This window comes from Nostoc sp. ATCC 53789 (assembly GCF_009873495.1).
Lineage (GTDB): Bacteria > Cyanobacteriota > Cyanobacteriia > Cyanobacteriales > Nostocaceae > Nostoc > Nostoc muscorum_A.
Genome location: NZ_CP046703.1, coordinates 1,944,003 through 1,966,112, shown reverse-complemented (window position 1 = coordinate 1,966,112; position 22,110 = coordinate 1,944,003). Strand labels below are relative to the sequence as shown.

The 22,110-nt window shown below is 41.9% G+C and carries 14 protein-coding genes; 9 read left to right on the top strand and 5 right to left on the bottom strand.

The genetic code is table 11. The features are described 5' to 3' along the window. The first annotated feature begins 262 nt into the window (after window positions 1–262). Window positions 263–5,887, top strand: coding sequence for a PAS domain S-box protein (locus tag GJB62_RS08055; RefSeq protein ID WP_114082556.1), 5,625 nt, complete (start codon window positions 263–265; stop codon window positions 5,885–5,887). 174 nt (window positions 5,888–6,061) lie between these two features. Here the strand turns inward: GJB62_RS08055 and GJB62_RS08050 are convergent, their stop codons facing one another. The 4 genes from GJB62_RS08050 to GJB62_RS08035 form a co-directional block, all read right to left on the bottom strand. Then, window positions 6,062–6,457, bottom strand: coding sequence for a DUF4351 domain-containing protein (locus GJB62_RS08050; RefSeq protein ID WP_114082557.1), 396 nt, complete (start codon window positions 6,455–6,457; stop codon window positions 6,062–6,064). Window positions 6,458–6,637: 180 nt separating this feature from the next. After that, window positions 6,638–7,120, bottom strand: a complete 483-nt coding sequence (locus tag GJB62_RS08045; RefSeq protein WP_012411333.1) for a hypothetical protein — start codon at window positions 7,118–7,120, stop codon at window positions 6,638–6,640. Between the two features lie 182 nt (window positions 7,121–7,302). Continuing rightward, the gene (locus tag GJB62_RS08040; protein WP_114082558.1) at window positions 7,303–7,845 is read right to left on the bottom strand and encodes a hypothetical protein; all 543 of its coding nucleotides are present in this window, start codon (window positions 7,843–7,845) and stop codon (window positions 7,303–7,305) included. 117 nt (window positions 7,846–7,962) lie between these two features. Further along, the gene (locus tag GJB62_RS08035) at window positions 7,963–8,415 is read right to left on the bottom strand and encodes a cupin domain-containing protein (RefSeq protein ID WP_114082559.1); all 453 of its coding nucleotides are present in this window, start codon (window positions 8,413–8,415) and stop codon (window positions 7,963–7,965) included. 205 nt (window positions 8,416–8,620) lie between these two features. On the opposite strand from GJB62_RS08035, the gene GJB62_RS08030 reads away from it, so the two are divergent. The 5 genes from GJB62_RS08030 (at window position 8,621) to GJB62_RS08010 (ending at window position 15,495) form a co-directional block, all read left to right on the top strand. Further along, complete coding sequence (locus GJB62_RS08030) at window positions 8,621–10,177, top strand: ATP-binding protein (protein WP_114082560.1); 1,557 nt, start codon at window positions 8,621–8,623, stop codon at window positions 10,175–10,177. Between the two features lie 106 nt (window positions 10,178–10,283). Continuing rightward, window positions 10,284–10,658 (top strand): response regulator, encoded by a 375-nt coding sequence (locus GJB62_RS08025; RefSeq protein WP_114082561.1) that lies wholly within the window; start codon window positions 10,284–10,286, stop codon window positions 10,656–10,658. A 256-nt stretch (window positions 10,659–10,914) separates the two neighbouring features. Beyond that, window positions 10,915–11,196 (top strand): Nif11-like leader peptide family RiPP precursor, encoded by a 282-nt coding sequence (locus tag GJB62_RS08020; protein WP_114082562.1) that lies wholly within the window; start codon window positions 10,915–10,917, stop codon window positions 11,194–11,196. A gap of 240 nt (window positions 11,197–11,436) precedes the next feature. Next, a complete protein-coding gene (locus GJB62_RS08015; RefSeq protein WP_114082563.1) occupies window positions 11,437–11,727 on the top strand; it encodes a Nif11-like leader peptide family natural product precursor in 291 nt (96 codons plus the stop codon). Between the two features lie 459 nt (window positions 11,728–12,186). Beyond that, window positions 12,187–15,495 (top strand): type 2 lanthipeptide synthetase LanM family protein, encoded by a 3,309-nt coding sequence (locus tag GJB62_RS08010; protein WP_245246116.1) that lies wholly within the window; start codon window positions 12,187–12,189, stop codon window positions 15,493–15,495. A 176-nt stretch (window positions 15,496–15,671) separates the two neighbouring features. Here the strand turns inward: GJB62_RS08010 and GJB62_RS08005 are convergent, their stop codons facing one another. Next, the gene (locus GJB62_RS08005) at window positions 15,672–17,213 is read right to left on the bottom strand and encodes a hypothetical protein (RefSeq protein ID WP_114082565.1); all 1,542 of its coding nucleotides are present in this window, start codon (window positions 17,211–17,213) and stop codon (window positions 15,672–15,674) included. A 608-nt stretch (window positions 17,214–17,821) separates the two neighbouring features. Here GJB62_RS08005 and GJB62_RS08000 point away from each other — a divergent pair. From GJB62_RS08000 to GJB62_RS07990, 3 genes are all read left to right on the top strand, one after another. Then, window positions 17,822–19,261, top strand: a complete 1,440-nt coding sequence (locus GJB62_RS08000) for an NHLP bacteriocin system secretion protein (protein WP_114082566.1) — start codon at window positions 17,822–17,824, stop codon at window positions 19,259–19,261. A gap of 66 nt (window positions 19,262–19,327) precedes the next feature. Continuing rightward, window positions 19,328–19,705 (top strand): four helix bundle protein, encoded by a 378-nt coding sequence (locus GJB62_RS07995; protein ID WP_114082567.1) that lies wholly within the window; start codon window positions 19,328–19,330, stop codon window positions 19,703–19,705. Between the two features lie 118 nt (window positions 19,706–19,823). After that, entirely contained in the window at window positions 19,824–22,010 is a 2,187-nt protein-coding gene (locus GJB62_RS07990) for an NHLP family bacteriocin export ABC transporter peptidase/permease/ATPase subunit (protein WP_245246115.1), read from the top strand. Window positions 22,011–22,110 lie beyond the last annotated feature (100 nt).

Genomic DNA, 22,110 nt, shown 5'->3' with positions numbered 1-22,110 from the left:
ACGCAAAATCATGATCAAACGAACCGCAAAGGACGCAAAGGACACAAAGGAATAAGAGTTTTAGAGAGTTCTTGCGTAAGTCCTGGATGTATTCAAAACCTTTCCCTTTTAATCCTCAATGATGTTGATAACCGTATTCATGCTGTAACATTTAAAGGCAGTATGTAGTTTTGCTATGGTTAAATATCTTAACGATTAACTATAGATACAATCACTATACCAAGTTGTTCTATCTACACCAGGAGACATTAAGGAGTGGGTGATGAGCGCTAAACAATTGGAGCAGGTGAAGCAATTGCAAGCTACCCTCACCAAGATGGAAGTAACATTAGGTGCGATCGCTGATGCTGTGGTCTGGGTAGGAGAAGACCAACGCATTCAATGGTGCAATTCTCATTTTGAATCTCTGGTAAATCAACCCCACGGCAATATCTGCGGCGCAAAATTAACTGACTTACTACCATTATCACAAGCAGGAAAACCAGTCTATCCTGATGTGCAGATACTCAATGGGGAATACGAAACAGGAAATTATCAGTACCAGCAGGGTGAGCGGAATTTAACACTACAAATTTCCGGTAGCTGTACCGAACTGGCTGACGATCGATGTGCAATACTGGTGATTCGGGATATCACGCTAGCGAAACAAACTCAAGAATCCTTGCAAGAGATTGAGGAGCGATTGCAGACATTAATTAACGCTACACCAGATATTATCTGCTTAAAGGACGGCGAGGGAAAATGGTTGCTGTCAAACCAGGCTAACCTAGAATTTTTAGAGATACAAGGGGTTGATTATCAAGGTAAAACAGATTCCGAACTGGCAGAATTTAGCAATTTTTATCACGATGCTTTACTCAACTGCAACGAAACAGATGAACAAGCTTGGCAGTTGGGATGTGTGCATCGGGTAGAAGAAATTATACCTCGACCTGATGGGACAGTCAGCAGTGTCGATATGATTAAAGCTCCCCTATTTCACCAGGATGGTAGACGCAAGGCTCTGGTGGTTTTAGGAAGGGATTTGAGCGAGCGCAAACAAACTCAAGTAGCCTTAGAAAACTCTTTGTCTTTGTTAAGCGCTATCTTTGAATCGATTCAAGACGGTATCTTAGTAGTTGATAGTTTAAGTAATATTACTACTCATAACCAAAAGTTCTTAGAAATGTGGTCAATTCCACCAGAACTTTTGACAGAACCAGATCATCCTCAGCGACTAGGGTATTTGGCAAACCAGCTAAAAGACCCCGATACGTTTTTGCAACGAGTCCGAGAATTGTATTCACAGCCGGAAGTAGTTAGTTATGATTGCTTAGAACTACAAGATGGTAGGATATTTGAGCGATACTCCTGTCCTCAGCGCATTGGCGAACAGATTATTGGTAGAGTGTGGACTTTCCGCGATATTACCCAACGCCAAAGGTCAGAAGAAGCACTAAGGCAAAGTGAGTTGCAATATCGCACTATTTTTGAAGCAATCAATGATGGACTATTTATTACTGATATAGAGTCCGAAAAAGTCGCTGAAGTTAATCCTGCGGCTTGTCAAATGCACGGTTATTCTTATGAAGAATTTCTCACTTTACATCCATCTGTCTATATTCACCCAAACTCACATTCAGTTTTTCTAAAATTTCTGGAAACAACGCGATCTGGTGAGCAATTTTATGGACAAGCAGTTGATATCTGCAAAAATGGTACTTTAATAGATGTGGAAGTCAAAGGAACGACTTGCATTTACAACGGTAAGCCACACATATTGGCAGTGGTGCGCGATATTAGTGACCGTAAACGTACTGAAGAAGCCTTACGACAAAGCGAAGTCCAGTATCGAGATTTGGTGCAAACAGCCAACTGTATTATTCTGCGTTGGGACAGTAACGGTGACATTATATTTTTAAATGACTACGGTCAAAGGCTTTTTGGCTTCGATTTAGATGAAATTATCGGGCGTAATGTCATCGGCACAATTGTTCCAGAAACCGAGACTTCTGGGCGTGACTTACAGACATTAATGGTTGATATTTGTCAACACCCAGAAAACTATCTATTCAACGAAAATGAGAACTTATGCAAAAATGGCGATCGCGTCTGGATAGTCTGGGCAAATAAACCCATATTAGATGCACAAGGAAACTTAATCGAAATTCTTTCAGTAGGCACTGATGCCACAGAACGCAAACGCGCTCAAGCAGCCCTCCAGCAAAGCGAGTTAAAGTTCCGTAGCATCGTTGAAAATGCTAATGACCTGATATTCGTCCTTAACCTAGATGGAATCTTTACCTATCATTCGCCTAATGTTACCTCAATCATGGGATACAGCCTAGAGGAAATAGAAGGTCATTCTGTGGTGGAGTTTACCAAACCGGAAGATTTAGCAACTAGCGCCGCAGCATTACAAAAGGCTGCCACTGGAGAAAAACTGACTGATATTGAGGTGCGATTAAGACACAAAAATGGCAACTGGCGATGGTTCAACTTTAATACTTCGACAATTAATCCTGAGAGTGGCACAGTTGCTATTTTGGGTGTAGGGCGTGACATTACAGAACGCAAGCAAGCAGAAGAAGCTTTGCGGCGTAGTGAAATGAAATACCGCAACATCTTTGAAAATTCTCAAGTGGGTATTTTTCGCACTCGGCAACAAGATGGATTGATTATCGAGGCTAATCAACGCGGTGCCGAGATTTTAGGTTTTGCCTCTTCTGCTGACTTGATTGGCAAGTTCTTCACAACTGACTTATATGCTAATCCAGGCGATCGCACACGCATGTTAGCAGAGTTAGAAAAAGACGGTGAAGTTCGTAATTTTGAAGTAGCACTACAGCGACTCGATGGTTCGGTTGTTTGGTTACTGTTGTCACTCCGTCTCAACGCCGAAGAATCCTGTTTAGATTCGGTTTTTACAGATATTAGCGATCGCAAACAACAAGAACAGGCTTTACGCTTAATTGTTGAGGGTACAGCAGCAAAAACAGGTAATGAATTCTTCAATTCCTGTGTTCGTTACCTGGCTGAAGTATTGCAAGTTCAATATGCCCTAGTCACTGAGTTTCATGATGAGCGGAAAACTAAAGTCCGCACTTTGGCATTTTGGTCTTGCGGGGCGATTAACGAAAATTTGGAATACCATTTGCACGGCACTCCTTGTCAACACACCTTGGAAGGCAATATATGCCACTACCCCCAAAGAGTGCAAGCTGCTTTCCCTGAAGATGCAGATTTAGTGAGGATGAATGCCGAGAGTTTTTTTGGCGTTCCTCTCACCAGTTCCTCTGGGGAAATCATTGGACATCTAGCAGTGATAGATGTCAAACCAATGAAGCACGATCCGGGACGGGAACTGATTATCAAAATCTTTGCTGCCCGTGCCGGTGCCGAATTGGAACGCAAACAAGCAGAAGCAGCCCTACAAGAAAGCGAGTTAAAGTTTCGCACTATCGTCGAAAAGGTCAATGATGTGCTGTTTGCGATGAGTCCTGATGGGGTTTTCAAATATATTTCCCCTAATATTTTGAATACTACAGGATTTGCTCCCAGCGAAATGGAGGGTAATTCTTTGGCATTCTTTACTCATCCCGACGATGTGCAAAAATGTCAAGAAGTCGCCCAAACTATCCTCGCAACCGGTGAGGGAATTTCTGGTACTGAGTACCGCGCCAAACATCGTACTAAAGGCTGGGTTTGGCTAACTTCTAATGCAGTCCGCACACAAGATGCCCAGGGTAATTTCCAGATTGTGGGTGTAGCGCGTGATATTAGCGATCGCAAACAAGCAGAAGCCGCTCTGCAACGTCGGACTCAAGCAGAAAGTTTACTCAGTAGCATTTCTCGCCAATTTATTGACCAAAATTTAGAAACAGCAATTAATTTTACACTCCAAGCGATCGCTGAGTTTATTAGTGCCGAACACAGTTGCATCTTTGAATGCTCCCAAGATCAACGTGAATTCCACCTCATCCATGAATGGTGTGGTGAAGATGTTGCACCATTGATTGATATTGCAAAAGGTTCGCCTGTAGAAGTTTTCCCCTATTTCTACGAACCGATTCTCCGTGGTAGGCATCGACAAATCTCTTGTGTGGAAAATTTACCACCCCATCTACCTGAGCGAAAAGTTTTTGAAAGTATGTCGTTTCAGTCTTTACTAGCAGTGCCAATGGTTCATGCTGGCAAAGTAGTGGGATTTGTTGGTGCAGCGATGATTCACTGCTCGAAAACCTGGAGTCAAGAAGATATTAATCTATTGAAGCTGGTAGGTGAAATAATTGCGATCGGTCGAGCCAGACATCAAGCAGAAGAAGCGCTGAGAATTGCCAAAGAAGCAGCCGAAACTGCCAACCAAGCTAAAAGTGCTTTTCTCGCTAATATGAGCCACGAACTCCGCACGCCTCTCAATGCCATCCTGGGTTTTTCTCAGTTAATGGAACGAGATACTAGCCTCAACTCAAACCAACGTGAATCTTTAGCTACCATTAACCGCAGTGGCGAACACTTGCTCAACCTGATTAACGATGTCCTAGAAATGTCCAAAATTGAGGCTGGACAAATCATTTTCACCCCTGAAGACTTCGACCTTTATCTGCTGTTGCAAACATTACAAGAAATGTTTCAGGTAAAGGCACAAACAAAGCAATTATTCCTCAGATTTGAAATTGCTCCCAATCTTCCCCGTTATATCCAGACAGATGAGGGGAAACTCCGCCAAGTTCTCATTAACCTTTTGGGTAACGCCGTTAAGTTTACTCAAACAGGGGGAGTAACGTTGCGAGTGAGCTTAGGGAGCGGGGAGCAGGGGAGCAGGGGAGCAGGGGAGCAGGGGAGCAGGGGAGAAGTTGCAGTAAGTCTTTCCCCTCTGCCCCTCTGCCCCTCTGCCCCTCTGCCCCTCTGCCCCTCTGCCCCTCTGCCCCTCTGCCCCTCTGCCTCTTCCCCATCCCTTCACTTTGAAGTCGAAGACACTGGACGGGGAATAGCACCAGAAGAAATGAATAACTTGTTTCAGCCTTTTGTCCAGACAACAAGTGGTATCCAAACCAAAGAAGGAACTGGGCTAGGACTGACAATCAGCCGTCAATTTGTGCGGTTGCTGGGTGGTGATATTTACTTAACTAGTAGTCCTGGACAAGGATCTATTTTTAGCTTTGACATCCAAGTAAATTTAGCCGCAGCATTGAAAGTTTCACCAAGGTTGAATAAGGGACGTGTCATCGAGCTAGCAGCAGGCCAACCCTCTTACCGGATTCTGGTAGTGGATGACCGTAAAGAAAACCGCGATTTAATTGTGCAACTTCTTGGTAGCATTGGCTTTGAAATTAAGGCTGCGAATAATGGACAAGAAGCGATCGCAATGTGGCAAACTTGGCAGCCTCATCTTATTTGGATGGATATGCGGATGCCTGTAATGAACGGCTACGATGCAACTAAAGAGATTAGAGCCAGGGAAAGAAATACAAATACAAATCACCGCACTGTAATTATTGCCCTAACTGCCAGTGCTTTTGAAGAACAACAAGCGAGTATCTTAGCCGCAGGTTGCGACGACTTAGTTCGTAAGCCATTTCGTGAGCAGGTAATTTTTGAAAAGATAGCTGAATATTTGCAGGTGCGTTATATCTGTACAGAAGAAAGCAGTGAAGATGCAACAGACAATAACCTAAAGAATATTCAATTTTCTATTTTGGATCTTCGCTCTGCAATTACCATTATGCCTGCCCAATGGGTAACAGAACTTAATCAGGCAGCTGTTGAAGTCGATGCCGAAAGGATTTTTCAACTAATTGAGCAAATTCCACCAACACATTCTACTTTGGCAGACAAATTGACAAATTTAGTCCGAAGTTTCTGCTTTGATGAAATTATTGATGTAACGGAAGAAAATTGTAACTGAGTCAACTTAACGTTAAATGGGCGGCTAGAAACCGCATCTACACGAGGCTTTACCCACGCAGGTGGATTTCAAACACTCAATTTTCGCCTGTTAATATTGTGCGATCGGCTGTGACAAAAAATGTAGAGAAGCGTATTCCTCAAGCCTCTACAAAAATTATGAATATATTAATTGTTACTCCTCCAGCCCATTTAACCAAGCTACCAAATCACCTGCATTGCCAAAACCTAACAAAGCTTCTGCTAAATCTTCTAATTGTGTAGTTGATAATTGGCAAATACGTTCTTCTAATTCAGGTGTAACCTCACCAATTTTACGATTTAGCTGGCGCATAATTATTTCTAGCTTTCCCTTTTGTATTCCTTTTAATTCCCAACTAGTAACAATTTCCATAACTACCTCTTGTTTGGCTACTTCAAATTTAGCAATCTCAGTTTGAAAAATCTCTTCTTCTGCTACATTTAATTTGAGATAAGTATCAACAAACCCACCAATCATCTTCATTCGTGCTGGATCGAGTCGTAAAGTCGCTAACAAACGCAAACATTCAGCACTTCTGTTATTTACCATAACCAAAGAGCTATGCCTGCGGCGGGCATAGCTCTTTAGTTGCAAACGTACTTAAATTAAAAAAATTAATATAGCAATTCTTAATCATTCGCGATCAACAAGATCCCCGATTTATTTGAGAAGCCGAGGATCTGCGGTTTGCGAGAATTGCAAACCAAATAGGATTGCTATAAATATTTATCAAGTTGTTGCTAAAGCTGGTTCTGCCACAAAATATTTTAGATTTTCTTGCTGAGTGGCAAATTTCAAATATTGAGATGCCATTTCTGGTGTTAGCAATTCAATCATTAATCTGTTTTCCACCCAGAACTCAATCACATCAAAGAAAGAATCGCGGTTACAGCGCACTACACGCCAATCTTCACGGACACCTATTTGTTCAATTTCTTTTTGGCTGATGGGTACAGAAATAGCTGCATGAATATCTGTGTACATAGAAGTAATTGCAGTACGGACAAATACGCATTCTTCATCATTTTCACCAGGTTCAATTTGAGAGCCTAAAGGATAGAGTTCAATGGCTGTACCGTATTCATCAAAAGGTATAACCATATAGCTTCCTGGGTTAGGAGGAAATGGAACAGCTTGTGCTTTTAAAATTTCTGCCAGAACTTGAGCAACATGGCTGGGGTTTCTAACAGCAATTGAAATATGATGAATCATGGGATAACCTCAGTTCGATATTTTATAGATTACAAAGCAATCGGGGAAAACTAGGGGAGAGAAAAAATGGATAATCCAAGATGTATTGCAATAGGGTTCGGTTAAGGCAAGAGACGCGAAATTAGGCTGGGCTGGGCTTCGCTACTCGCTTTCGCGTCTCTACATTCTTTTTAAACTGATATCTATTGAGGTCGCCCATAGTGAGCTAGACCCTTGCCATCGGGGGTCGCAAGCAATAGAACTTGCTGCCCGGATTCATTCGTTTCAATCGACCACTCGTAAGTTTCAGCCTTTGCCGAATTGCGGCTGGAGTAGGTACGCCCGCTATTGCAGATTTGCCCTTTGGATGTGCTGTCGCTAGGTTGGAAAGTCAGACGTTGACCTTCAATCTTAACTTTGCCTTTTTCCTGTATGAAGAGATTAGATTCACAGTTATAAGTGGTGATTTGAAGCAGCCGATTTCGCTGGTAGTTACCGTTAGATGCGAGTTGAAATTGATCACTTGAACCATTTGGGGCTGCTGGCCGACCTGTGTAGCTGTCTTGGTATTGGATAGACGAGATTCGACCATACCGCCACTCACCCTGGAGTTCGGCAGGTACTCCAGCATCATTTTTACCCGCTTGACTTGCGCTTGGGTAAAAAACAAGGCTAGCGATGAGTCCCAAACTCAACGCACTAGTAGTTAAAAGTTGAGCAGCTTTTGGTTTTGTTATTGAGTACATATTGCTTTCTAGAAATAGATTTATTTGTCAACAAATGCAAATTTTGCGTGTTTGTGTATAGCTTTTCTCCGTAAGGGCGTACTAGCTAGCTGTACGCCCTACATCCAAACGAAAGATTCACGCCAGAAATTGCAATCCATATTTGTTCAAAAGAGGCTGTATTTTGTCCATGTTTGGCGGTAGGTTATCTGCGACTTGACCCATTTCTTCATAAAAGTTTTTCGCCCCTTGAGGTGCAATTAAAACCAGAAATTTAGCAGTAGCAGAACGAATCTTGAAGGCGTGTGGTGCATTGTGAGGAATGTTAACAAAAAAGCCGGTTGATGCCAAAATTGTTTCTGTACCAACTTGGATGTCTAGTTCTCCTTCGAGAATATAAAATGCCTCTTCCCAAGGGTGAGTGTGCAGTGGTGGCCCATTTTCTTCTGTGTCTGTAATTTCATAAATTTTCCAAGCTTGATTTGTCTCTTCACCAGTTGCTTTGGTGGTAAATTGTCCACCCATAATTGAAAATTGATTACCTTCTCCTGGTGCAAGAATAATTGGTTTACGCATGGTTGAAGTTTGCATACAAGTTACTCCGTACTGTGTAATTTGGGAGATGTGAGCTATTAATTTGATTTGATGCTTTTAAGATTAAAAATTAATCGGGGAGAACTAGGGTAGATAAATGAGTAATTGGAATTTCTTTTGTAAACGATTATTAAGACCTAGGACTAAGGTTACAATTTCTAGAAATCATTAGTAGCCTATTCTGGCTAAAGTCGATATTGCCATGCCTAAAGAGCCGCTTAACTTTCCCAAAGCAGACATACTGGTGATTGATGACACGCCAGAAAACCTGAACCTCTTATCTGCCATGTTGACGGAACAGGGATATAAAGTTCGGAGTGTAACTAAGGGTTCTACGGGGTTAAGAGGCGCAAATGCAGTTCCCCCCGACCTAATTTTGCTGGATGTGAATATGCCGGAGATGAATGGGTACGAAGTCTGCGAACATTTGAAGGCAAGCGATCGCACTCGCAAAATCCCGGTAATTTTTATCAGCGCTTTAGGTGATGTGCTAGATAAGGTGAAAGCCTTTGCAGTTGGGGGAGTGGACTATATCACTAAGCCTTTTCAACTAGAAGAGGTTTTAGCACGAATTGAAAATCACTTAACGATTTGGAAACTGCAACAACAACTCCAAGCCCAAAATGAGCGGTTGCAGCAGGAAATTCACGTTAGCGAAGCTTCCCAAAGGGCTCGCGCCAAAGCAGAAGAGAAGTTTGCTAAAGTTTTTCGCTCTAGTCCCAATCCGATCGCGATCGCTACAGTCTCAGATGCTCGTTTTATTGATGTCAATCCCAGTTTTTTGAAGATGAGCGGCTACTCTCTAGACGAAGTGATTGGCAATACTGCCACTGAACTTAATTTGGGTAAAAACACAGTCGCGATCGCTCAAACAATTCAACTTCTGCCAGAAACTGGGTCACTGTACAATCTAGAATTTGAATTTTCAACTAAGTGTGCAGAACTCAAAACCATACTAATATCTCTCGAATTGATTGACTTAGCTGGAGTACCGTGTGCTTTATTAATTGCCAATGACATCACCGAACGCAAACGTCTAGAAAACGAATTTATCTCTTTAGTCAGTCATGAATTGCGTACACCTTTAACTTCCACAATGGGAGCATTAGATTTATTGGGTTCAGAACAACTGGGAACTCTGAATGAACAAGGTCAAAAAGTTCTGAGCATTGCCACCACTAATACTGAACGCCTAATTCGTTTAGTGAACGATATTCTCGATTTAGAGCGGATGAAATCGGGCAAAATCTTCACGCGGAAGATGAAGTACAACGCCGCAGACTTGCTAACTACTGCCACAGAAGCAATGCAAGCAATGGCAGATCAATTACAAGTCAAATTGATTATCAATCCTGTAGAAGTTGAACTTTGGGCAGATCCCGATCGGCTGCTGCAAACCCTGACTAATTTACTGAGCAACGCTATTAAGTTTTCTGAACCAGGAGACACGGTGTATATAAGTGCCACTCTCTCAGAATCTCAAGGCGTTGAGCCTAAAGAAAATGAGCCTTTATTACCTAAATACCTTTTGATTACTATCAAAGATCAAGGGCGAGGAATTCCTGAAGATAAATTACAAATAATTTTCGAGCGCTTTCAGCAAGTGGATGCATCCGACTCCCGCAACAAAGGAGGAACAGGTTTAGGACTGGCTATTTGCCGAGATATCATCCAGCAACATGATGGCAAAATCTGGGTTCAAAGCACTTTAGGTGAAGGTAGCACTTTTTATGTACTGCTACCTTTACCAGTGCAATAAACTGCTTCTAACAGCTTAATTATTCCCTACTTTTCCCCGATCTGGCTTTAGAATAGCTCAAGAGCGATCAAGCAAATCAGCACATATATTTTGTAAGAGTGCCATTATGAACAGAAATATCTTGATTGTTGATGATGAAGAAGATGTGCGGGCGATCGCCAAGTTGGGATTAGAAATGGCTGCTGGCTGGAATGTATTGACAGCAAGTTCTGGTCAGGAAGCTTTGAAGGTAGCTGCTACCCATAAACCAGATGTCATTCTACTAGATATGATGATGCCTGATATGGATGGGCGTGCAACTCTACAACAACTGAAAGCTAACCCCGCCACTAAGAAAATTCCAGTAATTTTATTAACAGCTAAACTCCAGCAATCAGATCGAGAGAGTTTTACTGATATGGATGTCGCTGCTATTTTTGCCAAGCCTTTCCGTCCATTGAAACTAGCAGAGCAAATCAATGAAGTGCTGGTTGCCCTTTAGTTTTAGACAGGACTTACACAAAACCCTCTCAAACTCTCATTCCTCAGTGACCTCTGCGTCCTCCGTGGTTCGTTTTCCGTACCAAGATTCATATATCTAATCAGCAACGCCAAAAAATTTTCTGCTATTGCAACTATCTCCCCTACTTCTCCCCGATTCTTCTCTAAATTCAAATCAGAAGAGCAGAGAACACCGCACAAAACAAGTGTAGAATCTCTGCGGTTTAGATAAGTCAACAAAAACGGAGGATAGACGGATGTTACACCAAATTAAAGAATTACTGCAAAATGCCCAATTACAACAGCAAGTAAAAGCAGCAACTAATCAAGCAGAAGCTATTAAAGTGTTAGTGATCGCTAGTGCAGAGAAAGGTTATAACTTTACAGTTGAAGCCATTTCTCAAATGCTGACAGAACTAACCTTTGTGGACTCCAATGAACTGAGTGAAGAAGAATTACTCAGTGTTAGTGGTGGGATGATGGCTGATAGTGCGCCTAAGCTATGTCATACAGAAGGCTGTGGTGGCGGACACTGCTAAAAAAGATATGTAGCTTCTTTTTCTCTCTGGCATTGTAGCCTCCAAGGTCAGGTTGTTTTTCTAAAACAGCTTTTTATATCCAACTTTCCCAATATTTTAATTTGGATAATTTCCATACTTGGTAATGAGGTTCAACGCAGAAAGAGATGCTGCATAACAGTTCCCTTTTTACTTTTTTAATCAAGAGAAAGAGGGAATTACATTAACAATTACTATCACCAACTCTGAGAAAATACAATTATGTTGTCACAAATTCAAAGCCTACTCCAAAATAGTCAACTACGTGAGAATATACAAGCAGCAGTTACCCAAACAGAAGCTATCAAACTGTTGTTAATTGCGAGTGCAGAAAAAGGTTATACTTTCACCGCCGAAAGCGTAGCTCAAATGCTGGCAGAACTGACCTTTGTGGACTCAAACGAACTGAGCGAAGAAGAATTACTCAGTGTTAGTGGCGGTGCAATGGCTGATAGTGCGCCCAAACTATGTCACACAGCCGGCTGTGGTGGCGGACACTGCTATCTCTCGTAATTCGTATTTTTTGGTGAAATATAGGACTCAGACTTTATTTTTGAAAACATACTGAAACTGAAAAGACAGTTTTATCTTAAATTTGTTCAAAAATCATAATATATGAGTCCTATAATCCACCAAATAGTCAAGTTTTTTGTCTTTATCTGTTGGAGACTTGTACCCCAACTAATTCAATTAATAATTACAAGTTATTTTAATTATGCCTAAGTAGGTAGAGATAATTAAATATAAAATAAACTCCTAGTTTGTAGTGAGCGATTTATCGCTCAGAGCAAGGATTATCAGGACTAAAGTCCTTACTACAAACTTTAAATTTATTTATGCCTAGATACTTACCTAATTAGTACTTAATTTAAAACTTATTTCAGACGAACGCTATTGGTATTAATACCAACTATTAAAACGTAGACCAGAATTGATACTTACCTTTGAACTCCCATCATGAGAAATCCAGCTATGGTTCAACAACTTGTTCGCTTATCCCAACAGAAAACATCAGACGATTTAAGAGCGATCGCAGCCAATGCTAGCTTTATCTGGGAACGTCTTGATGAAAGCAGATTTGCAATTGATGTCGATCGAGTCAACGAACAAGAAATTAACCGTCGTAGACATCGCTGGTGCGAAGTTGCAGCAGAAGGTAAATTCAATACGTTACACAAACGCTTACAATGGGAAGGGCTAAACCTCGATACTGTTAGTTCCAGATTGGGAACCATTGAGTTACTTGCCGATCAACCTTTGCCTGAGTGGGCAGAAACCTTGCAGCAAATCATCCAAACTGCTACAGGATTCAATTCTGCAACCGAAGTATTTCTACCAATCGATTCACAAAATCCGATCGCTTTTGAAGATATTCTTTTGCCTGCTATCTTGGTAGCCAGACAGCAATTACTGACTCACTGCGACAGTAAATTCACCCAAGATTATCTTCCCTTATCGATTCTTTCGCACGACGCTTACAGTTCTCTAGAACGTGGTCTACTGAAACGATTAGCAGGAATTTGCACAAAGACATTGGATTTTGAATTTTCTCAGGTGCGTCCCTTTGGTCAAAACTTGCTCGGCTTACTGGGGCTTGAAACACAAAACAATAACACTCACTACACCAAGTTCGTCAATCAACTCCTAGAAGATGGAATGCTGACCTTCTTCCAAAAGTATCCAGTACTCGGTCGGTTAGTGGCAACAGCCGTTAATTTTTGGGTTGAGTTCACTGCTGAATTTCTCCAACGTTTAGTTGCAGACAGGACAGATATTCAACGAACTTTTAATCAAGCGATCGCCCCACTTTCTCAAAACAAAGTTGTTGAAATTCAAACATCGATTTCCGATGCACACAAACGCGGGCGAACGGTGATTTTGCTCACCTTTGAGTCTGGACTTAAACTTGTTTATAAACCCAAAGATTTAGGATTAGAGGTTGTCTTTAACCAATTTTTGGATTGGTGCAATCAACACAGCGATCTTTTAGATTTTAAAGTCATTCAGGTACTAGAGCGCAACGGTTATGGTTGGGTGGAACATGTTGAACAGTTGCCTTGTGTCGATGAAGCCGCTGCGAAACAATTCTATCAGCGTTCTGGGATGTTGTTGTGTGTGCTTTACGCTTTGCGGGGAACAGATTGCCATTACGAAAACTTAATTGCCAATGGCGAACATCTGGTGCTGATTGACATGGAAACGCTGCTGCACCACGAACCGAATCTCATTGAAGACTCACCACTTACCCAAGATTTAGACACAACCGCCACACGACAATTTTGGGATTCCGTACTCCGCACCGGACTTTTACCGCGTTGGGACTTTAGTGGCGATCGCAGTGTCGCTTATGATATTAGCGGACTAGGCAGCACAGATCCTCGACTATCTCCCCGCAAAGTGCCGCGCTGGCAGAACATTAATACAGATAATATGCACCTGTTGTCTGAGCCTGTAACCTTGCCGATCGGGAAAAATGTGCCGTTTTTGGGTGAAACTGCTCTGTCTCCAAACGATTATCAACTACAAATCACCACTGGGTTTGAGCAGATGTATCGCTTTTTGATGGCGCACAAAGATTTCTTAATTTCACGCCAAAGTTTGCTATCTGCTATGCAAAATCAGCAGGTGCGTTTTATCTTCCGCAACACCCGCATTTATGGCATCATTCTCCAAAAAGCTTTGGCACCCGATTACCTCAAACATGGCGTAGATTACAGTATTCAACTCGATGTTCTCAGTCGTGCTTTTCTAGTTGCTCAAAATAAACCGAATGCCTTTCCTGTTTTGAGTGCAGAACTCCGAGCAATGGAACAATTGGATATTCCCTTCTTCACGGCTAGCGCTGTGGTTGATGAACTGAGTTTAAACGGTTCTTCTTCCATTCCCAACTACTTCAAACAATCCAGTTACCAAGACCTGCTCAACCAGTTACAATCTCTGGATGAAACCGACTTAGCTCGACAAGTAGCGATTATTCAAGGCTCCTTCGATGCCAAAATTGCAACCACTTTCAGCCGCCAAGGTGGGCAATGGCAAGGCGAATCGTTACCGTTGCTAAATTCAGAACAATTAATTGCCGAAGCCCAGGAAATCGCCACTCAACTGGAAACCAGAGCCATTTCTGACCCTGATGGCAGCGTTAACTGGATTGGCTTAGACTTTGTGCCTCGCGCCGAACGATATCAACTGCAAGTATTAAACAATTGTCTCTCTGACGGACGCTCTGGAGTTGCTTTGTTTTTAGCTGCACTAAATCAGGTAACTGGTGATTCCCGTTACCGTGATTTAGCATTGAGGACAGTGCAATCTCTGCGTCGCCAAATCCACACTGTTGAGCCAGAAACTTGGGAACGCATGGCTCGTTTCATGGGCGTTGGGGGTGCAACAGGTTTAGGGTCAATGATCTATAGCCTGGTGAAAATTAGTCAACTCCTCAACGATGCAACGCTGTTGCCAGACGCTCAAGTATTAGCCGAGTTGATGACACCAGAACTGATTGCTGCCGACGAACACTTGGATATTATGAGCGGAGCAGCAGGGGCAATTTTAGGTTTATTATCCCTGCATCAAGCCACAGGAGAAGCAACCGTTTTAGAAAAAGCGATCGCCTGTGGACAACATTTAATCAACCGTCAAGTTAGCCACAATGGTGCGCCCAAAGCTTGGCATACTTATTGGGACAAGCCCTTAACTGGCTTCTCTCATGGAGCCGCAGGCATCTCTTATGCTTTGCTCAGACTTTATGCCGCCACCTTAGAGCGCAAATTCTTAGAAGCAGGTTTAGCAGGAATTGAGTATGAGCGTAGCGTCTTTTGCCAGTCCACTGCCAACTGGCCCGACTTCCGCAGAATGGGACAATCAGGACAACCTGACTTTGCAAATAAGTGGTGTCATGGTGCAGCCGGCATTGGTTTAGGACGCTTAGGCAGTTTGAGAATCGTGGAAACGCCGGAAATTCAACAAGAAATTGAAATTGCTCTCCAAACTACTCAGAGTTTTGGCTTACAAGCGATCGATCACTTATGCTGTGGCAATTTTGGTCGGGCGGAAGTGCTGTTAGTCGGTGCAAAAATCTGTTCCCGTTCTGATTGGCATCAAATTGCTCACCAAAATGTAACAAATGTTGTGGCTAGAGCCAAGCGAACTGGAGCTTATCAACTGTTCCCCAACTTACCCAATTCTGTATTTAATCCTGGCTTTTTACCCGGTATATCTGGAATTGGTTATCAATTGCTGCGTCTGGCTAACAATAATTTGCCTTCAATATTATTGTGGGATTGAGCTTGTTGTTCGTACCCAAAAACCGCTTTTGACCAAGTTAAAAATAATTTATTTTTTAACTTTTCTAATAAGTTTTTCTCATAAAAGTTTAAAAGCAGATGGTTAGTGCCATCTGCTTTTAAACTACCTAATTATGTTACCAAGCTCATTTCCCCCCCGCTATATCTACGCCAACTTTAATCCAAATGCACGTTGCGTAACAACTCCAGGATTTTATTAATACCTTCGTTAACCTTTAAAATTTCCTCATGTCCTGGATATGTGGCCGCATCGCTAAGTCGAAAACCATGATCTCCTATTTCGGTTTTTAGCGACTTGTTTTTCTGCCAATGCTTGTGATATGCCAAGCTTCCATATGGGACTATTCCATCTCCTGAATGTGTTGATCCATCTATCAGTTGTTCTGTAGTACCCTCTATTTCAAATCTTATTCCGTCTTTTACAAGAAAGTTTCCGCCTGTGTCGTTCAGGTCTGCTGCTACTCTCAGTGATTTTGTTTGTTTTCCGTCTATTTCTTCTACAGAAGAAAGGTAATATGCACCTACATGTGTAGGTGTGCCATATGCATAGATAACATCTAATTTCTGAACAGGTGGGCACTCTACCAGCTTACCCCCGTCGCCGTCCACAATGCTACCTATCAAATCATCGTCTTGATAATGCTCCTGCTGATATTTCAGTGTAGTTTGTTCGGCTCCTCCATCTGTTAATATGTCTCTGATTGTTTTTGGCTGAAAGTTATTGATTGTTGATGGAGCTTTGCTGTTCTCTTTGACAAACGCAAAATGTTCAGTGTTCAAAAATGCCTGTGGCGCTTTTGTTATGGGCAATAGCCAAGGAACACTAGAATAGCTTTGTATTACTGATTTAAGATCCTTTATTGCTGCCTTTCCTAATACTATTGGATCATCTGATCCTAGAAAACGAATTGCTAAAGGGCCGCCAAGCCACGGTGGACTAACTGCTATATATCGTTCTATATTTTCATGTATCCACTGTTCCCCTAACTCCTCTTTATTTTTAACCCACTGTAGAAAATACTGCGTAACTCGATTTCCCATACTATGAGCTATTATCACTACACGTTTTTGGTTATATTCGCGTTGCTTTTGTATTTCATCTTTGAGCTTATTAAAGTAGCCATACTTTTCGTTCAGACCTTTTGGTGATACTCGCCAATCGTATGGAAAAGCTACTAAGTTACCTTGATTATTATTTTCATTCTTCACATATCCTTGTTCTACTAACTTCTCAATTAAAGCGGCAAAATATCGATTGTCTTTGCCAGTCTCAGGGTCAAAATCAGGCTCTGTGTCTGGAGCTATCCTCTCAATTGCTTTAAATCCCTGTACAGGATGATTATCCTCGTTATTGGAGGCGGTTATACCATCATCCCCTAATGTCATTTGTGTTTTCCACCACGGAGCCGGAGTAATCGTCGGGACAGTCCTAGAAGAAATTGTAGAATCTGGTAGATTCCATCCAAGTGTTTTTAAACTTACTTTTTCAGGATTGCTGTTAATTTCTACATCGTTATTTGGTATCGGTCGTGCTGGCACTGTACTCATCAATAAATTCAGCCAAATTGGATATTCTTCTTCTACTTTCGAGATTGGTGGCGGTTGTATTGGAAATACTGTTTGTTTTGAGATTAGCCTAGATCCTGATATTCCATGTATTAAAATAACAGGATTAATTTTTTGGTTAGGTGTTGCCATTTATTATTACCTTGGTTTTGGGAATTTCTATGTTTAAGGCTTGAAATTAGAGCGTAACTTTCTACACAATTGCTCATTTCACTCCGAAACTTAGCACGGCTGGAAAAGTGACACAAGGACAGTTAAGACAGATAAGACACTTAAGTAAAAAATCTGTCAAAAGATGTACGTAAAAACTCTGTCCTAGAATTGGTATAGTTTTGTTATTAGCCTAAGTCGGATATTTTCTAATAAAAATGCCGGACACTTGTACCCGGCAAGATTGCAAATTCTACCTCTTCAGGATGCCCTAAAAGAGCATTGAATTTACTTGGCAATATCAATTATTGACAATGCTCGCGATCGCAGACTAACTATTTGGCATTGGGACAAGATGGAGCTATTTATTAATTGATAACAGTTTGCTATAACTATGTTTTGGCGCGACTATCAACGAAGTCATGGGCATCCCAGCGTTGTAGACTGTCCATAATGTTTTGTTGAAGCAGTAAAAGCGATCGCCTTCCTTAATTCGCCCTTATTTCTCCCCTAGTTCTCCCCGATCGCACTTTAATCTTAAAGGTCTAGAAGACTTGAGGCTCTGAGTGCCATCAGCAGGAAGGAGAACAATGCAACTCAAACACAGCCATATCTTTCGCCAAGAAGCCCTAGAGCGCTTATCTTCACCAGAACAACTGGATCAAGCGATAAATGTAGTCAAGCCTCAAGCTTGGTTGACTTTATCTACCATGAGTTTTGTAGTTGCTGTAGCTGGCCTTTGGAGTGTGTTCGGCAGAATTCCCCTGACTGTCACAGGTCAAGGTATCTTGATTAAACCGCACCATGTTGTAGAATTTCAAGCACCCAGTTCTGGCCCGTTACTAACTCTGAAAGTAAAGGCGGGAGATATTATTAAACAAGGTGATGTGCTGGGTATCATCGACCAATCAGCGCTAAAGCAGCAACTACAGCAAGAGCAAGTAAAGTTGCAACAACTGCAAACCCAAAATCAAGAGACTGACAGGTTACAAAAGCTGCTAATTGACCAACAAATCATTACTCTTGGACAGCAGAGAATGGATTTGGAAAATAATTTGCATAGAGAGCAAGATGCGCCAAAGTTACGCGATCAAACGCTGAGAGCGATCGCTCAAAAACGTCAAAGCATTAATTCTCGGAAACAACAAATTAATTACTTACTCAAAACTCTTAAAGGACGAGTTGATAATCGTCGTCACCTTTTTGAGCAGCATGTCATCAGCCAAGATATGTTGGTGCAAGCTGAACAGGAATATTTTAACACTCAAAGTGAACTGTCAGATATTGACGTGCAATTAAAGGATCTCGAAATCCAAGAAACTACCACCCAACGAGAATATCTGGAAAATCTTAATAGAATTGACGAAATTAAAACGAAAATTAAAGACCTGAATACTCAAAATACTAAATTACGCGAACAAGACCTGAAGCAATCAATTGACAAAACAAATAAAATTCGGGAAGTAAAGCGCCGCATTGCCCAATTAGAACTGCAACTATCTCAAGAAAGTAGAATCATCAGCAAATACAATGGTCATATTCTGGAAGTGAGTGTTGTTCCTGGTCAAATGATGAATCCGGGTACTCGCTTAGGGTCAATCGAGGCTGAAGAAGCAAATTCAAAACTTATGAGCCTTGTTTACTTTGCTAATAAAGATGGTAAGCAAATCAAGCCAGGGATGGCTGTACAGGTGACTCCCAGTTTTGCCAAGCGTGAACGCGAAGGTGGTATTGTCGGAACGATCACAGATATTTCTTCATTTCCGGTAAGTACACAAGATATTACAGCGATCGTTGGTAACAAAGAAATGGCTGCCAGTCTTGCGGGTAAAGGCGAAGGTCAGGTGCAAGCTTTTGTCCAACTCCAAAAAAATCCGACATCAGTCAGTGGCTACAAATGGTCATCTTCTGATGGCCCAGCTTTAAAAATATCTTCTGGTACAACTACCTCTGTTCAAGTAAAAGTTGGAGAAAAAGCACCGATTTCTTATATTATTCCTATGCTGCGATCTTGGACGGGAATTTATTAAATTGGGGATGAGAGAATAGAATGTCACTAGGATAAGGGTAAAGGTTAAAGGGGAAAGGGGAAAGGAATGGAAAGGAAAAAAATTGAAACTTTTGAGGATTTAAGAGTATGGCAAAAAGGTATTGACTTAGTTAAGGAAATATACTTAATAACTAAGGATGGTGAACTCAATAGAGACTTTGGTTTAAGGGATCAATTAAGACGTGCTAGCGTATCAATACCTACAAATATTGCTGAAGGATTTGAACGATATTCTCGCAAAGAATACTTAAACTTTCTAAATATCGCCAAAGGGTCTGCCGGGGAAGTTCGCAGTCTTTTAAGAGTAGCCTTAGAAATAGGCTATTTAGACCAACCAACTTATACACAACTTCATAATCAAGCTATGGAGTTGAGCCGTATGCTATCTAATCAAATTCAATCCATAAATCAGTCATTAAAATAATAAAATCTTATCCCTTCCCCATTCCCCATTCCCCCTTCCCCCTTCCCCAATGCCCAATCCCCCATTCCCAATCCCAAAATTTAAACCAAATCGTGTTCGCACTTCTACACTTTTACAAATGGAAGCGGTCGAATGTGGTGCGGCTGCTTTGGGAATAATTCTTAGCTATTACGGCCGGATTGTGCCACTGGCTAAACTGCGTGAAGAATGCGGTGTCTCAAGGGATGGGAGTAAAGCTTTTAATATTCTCAAAGCTGCAAAAAACTATGGACTCAATGCTAAAGGTTTAAAACTATCTCTAGAAAAGGTGACAGCTACCCGTCTTCCCTACATTGCCTTTTGGAATTTTAACCATTTTCTCGTGGTAGAAGGATATAGCAAAAAACGCGTTTACATCAACGATCCTGCTAGTGGTCGGAGAACAGTGAGTTGGGAAGAGTTCGATCGCGCATATACTGGTGTTGTGCTGACAATGGAACCAGGAGCGGACTTCCAGAAGGGCGGCAAAAAAAATCACATTATTTCGGCTTTAACTACCCGTTTACAAAACTCACGAGTTACTATCTTGTTTTGTCTGCTGGCTGGGTTGTTGTTAACATTGCCTCGGCTAGCGGTTCCAGCCTTTGCTCAAGTGTTTATCGATGAGATTTTAATCCAAGACCGGCAAGATTGGTTACGACCTTTGTTGTTAGGGATGTTGTTAACTACTATATTGCGGGCATTCCTTGCGAGACTGCGGCTGACTTATCTGCGGCGATTGATGGTTAAGTTGTCAGTCAGCACATCAGGACTATTTCTCTGGCATATTTTGCGATTGCCTATTGGGTTTTATGACCAACGTTTTGCTGGGGAAATCAGTAGTCGGGTGCAACTGAATGACCGAGTGGCGGAAGTACTCTCAGGGCCTTTGGCAACCACATTAATTGACGCAGTAATGATGGTTTTTTACCTGCTGATAATGATTCAGTATGACCAATTATTGAGTGCGATCGCAGTTGGTTTTGCTTTAATCAACATTCTCGCCCTCTTATTTTTATCGCAAACTCGTGTAGATACAAATATGCGCCTAGCTCAGGAATATGGCAAGGTGGGTGGAGTAACGATTAGCGGCATCCAAACGATAGAAACCATCAAAGCTTCTGGGCTAGAGTCAGATTTATTTGCTCGGTTTGCGGGTTATTACGCTAAAGCACTCAACGCCCAACAGGAATTAGGCTTACAAACTCAAATTCTCACCACATTACCCACAATTTTGACAGCCCTAACCACAGCTTCTATTTTGCTGGTTGGTGGTTTACAGGTAATGAAGGGCAATCTCAGTATTGGGATGCTCGTTGCCTACCAAAGTTTAACACTGAGCTTCTTAGAGCCAGTTAATAGCCTCGTAAATTTCGGCAGCACGCTGCAAGATTTAGAAGCTGATTTAAATCGGCTTGATGATGTGCTGCAAAATCCTGTTGATTTGGAAGTGGAGGGAGGCAAGGGAGCAGAGGAGCAGAGGAGCAGAGGGGAACTTATTACAAGTATTCCCCATGCCCAATGCCCAATGCCCAATGCCCCATGCCCAATGTGGCAATTACAGGGACATATTGAGTTACGAAATATCACTTTTGGCTACAGTCGGGTGGAACCTCCCTTAATTGAGAATTTTAGCTTAACTGTTCAACCTGGACAACGTATAGCGCTTGTGGGGGGAAGCGGTTCAGGGAAATCTACGATTGCTAAATTAATTTGTGGTCTTTATCAACCTTGGGCAGGGGAAATCTGTTTTGATGGTGTAGAGCGATCGCAAATTAAGCGTTCTGTGTTGGCTAACTCATTGGCAATGGTTGAACAGGATATCTTTTTATTTGCGGGGACTGTGCGAGATAATATCACTCTTTGGGATTCAACTGTGCCAGAAGCTGATTTGGTGCAAGCTTGTCAGGATGCAGCCATTCATGATGCGATCGCTTCTATGCCTGCAAAATATGACTTTGAATTGATTGAAGGCGGTATGAATATCAGTGGTGGGCAACGCCAACGTTTAGAAATCGCCCGCGCTTTGGTGAGAAATCCCACAATATTAGTACTGGATGAAGCAACCAGCGCCCTCGATGTGGAAACTGAATTGATTATTAACCATAACTTGCGACAGCGTGGTTGCTTATGTATTGTAGTAGCCCACCGCCTGAGTACAATTCGTGATTGCCATAAAATTATTGTTCTAGACCAAGGTAAAATTGTCCAAAGTGGTACCCATGAGGAATTATGGCAGCAAGGCGGAACTTATGTTCGCCTACTCCATGCAGCAGAGGCAAGGTAGTATTTGTAAAAAACTTAGACGACAATGTGAAAATACCCACGCAGACGATTTCGTGGAAATTATAAAAATCTATTAGGTTTAAATGTGAGTAAAATTGATT

Excerpts from the sequence above, each read along its gene's own strand:
- GJB62_RS08000 (WP_114082566.1), top strand. The coding sequence starts at position 17,822 with ATGCAACTCAAACACAGCCATATCTTTCGCCAAGAAGCCCTAGAGCGC.
- GJB62_RS08030 (WP_114082560.1), top strand. The coding sequence starts at position 8,621 with ATGCCTAAAGAGCCGCTTAACTTTCCCAAAGCAGACATACTGGTGATT.
- GJB62_RS07995 (WP_114082567.1), top strand. The coding sequence starts at position 19,328 with ATGGAAAGGAAAAAAATTGAAACTTTTGAGGATTTAAGAGTATGGCAA.
- GJB62_RS07990 (WP_245246115.1), top strand. The coding sequence starts at position 19,824 with ATGGAAGCGGTCGAATGTGGTGCGGCTGCTTTGGGAATAATTCTTAGC.
- GJB62_RS08035 (WP_114082559.1), bottom strand. The coding sequence starts at position 8,415 with ATGCAAACTTCAACCATGCGTAAACCAATTATTCTTGCACCAGGAGAA.
- GJB62_RS08010 (WP_245246116.1), top strand. The coding sequence starts at position 12,187 with ATGGTTCAACAACTTGTTCGCTTATCCCAACAGAAAACATCAGACGAT.
- GJB62_RS08055 (WP_114082556.1), top strand. The coding sequence starts at position 263 with ATGAGCGCTAAACAATTGGAGCAGGTGAAGCAATTGCAAGCTACCCTC.
- GJB62_RS08050 (WP_114082557.1), bottom strand. The coding sequence starts at position 6,457 with ATGGTAAATAACAGAAGTGCTGAATGTTTGCGTTTGTTAGCGACTTTA.
- GJB62_RS08015 (WP_114082563.1), top strand. The coding sequence starts at position 11,437 with ATGTTGTCACAAATTCAAAGCCTACTCCAAAATAGTCAACTACGTGAG.
- GJB62_RS08005 (WP_114082565.1), bottom strand. The coding sequence starts at position 17,213 with ATGGCAACACCTAACCAAAAAATTAATCCTGTTATTTTAATACATGGA.
- GJB62_RS08020 (WP_114082562.1), top strand. The coding sequence starts at position 10,915 with ATGTTACACCAAATTAAAGAATTACTGCAAAATGCCCAATTACAACAG.
- GJB62_RS08040 (WP_114082558.1), bottom strand. The coding sequence starts at position 7,845 with ATGTACTCAATAACAAAACCAAAAGCTGCTCAACTTTTAACTACTAGT.
- GJB62_RS08025 (WP_114082561.1), top strand. The coding sequence starts at position 10,284 with ATGAACAGAAATATCTTGATTGTTGATGATGAAGAAGATGTGCGGGCG.
- GJB62_RS08045 (WP_012411333.1), bottom strand. The coding sequence starts at position 7,120 with ATGATTCATCATATTTCAATTGCTGTTAGAAACCCCAGCCATGTTGCT.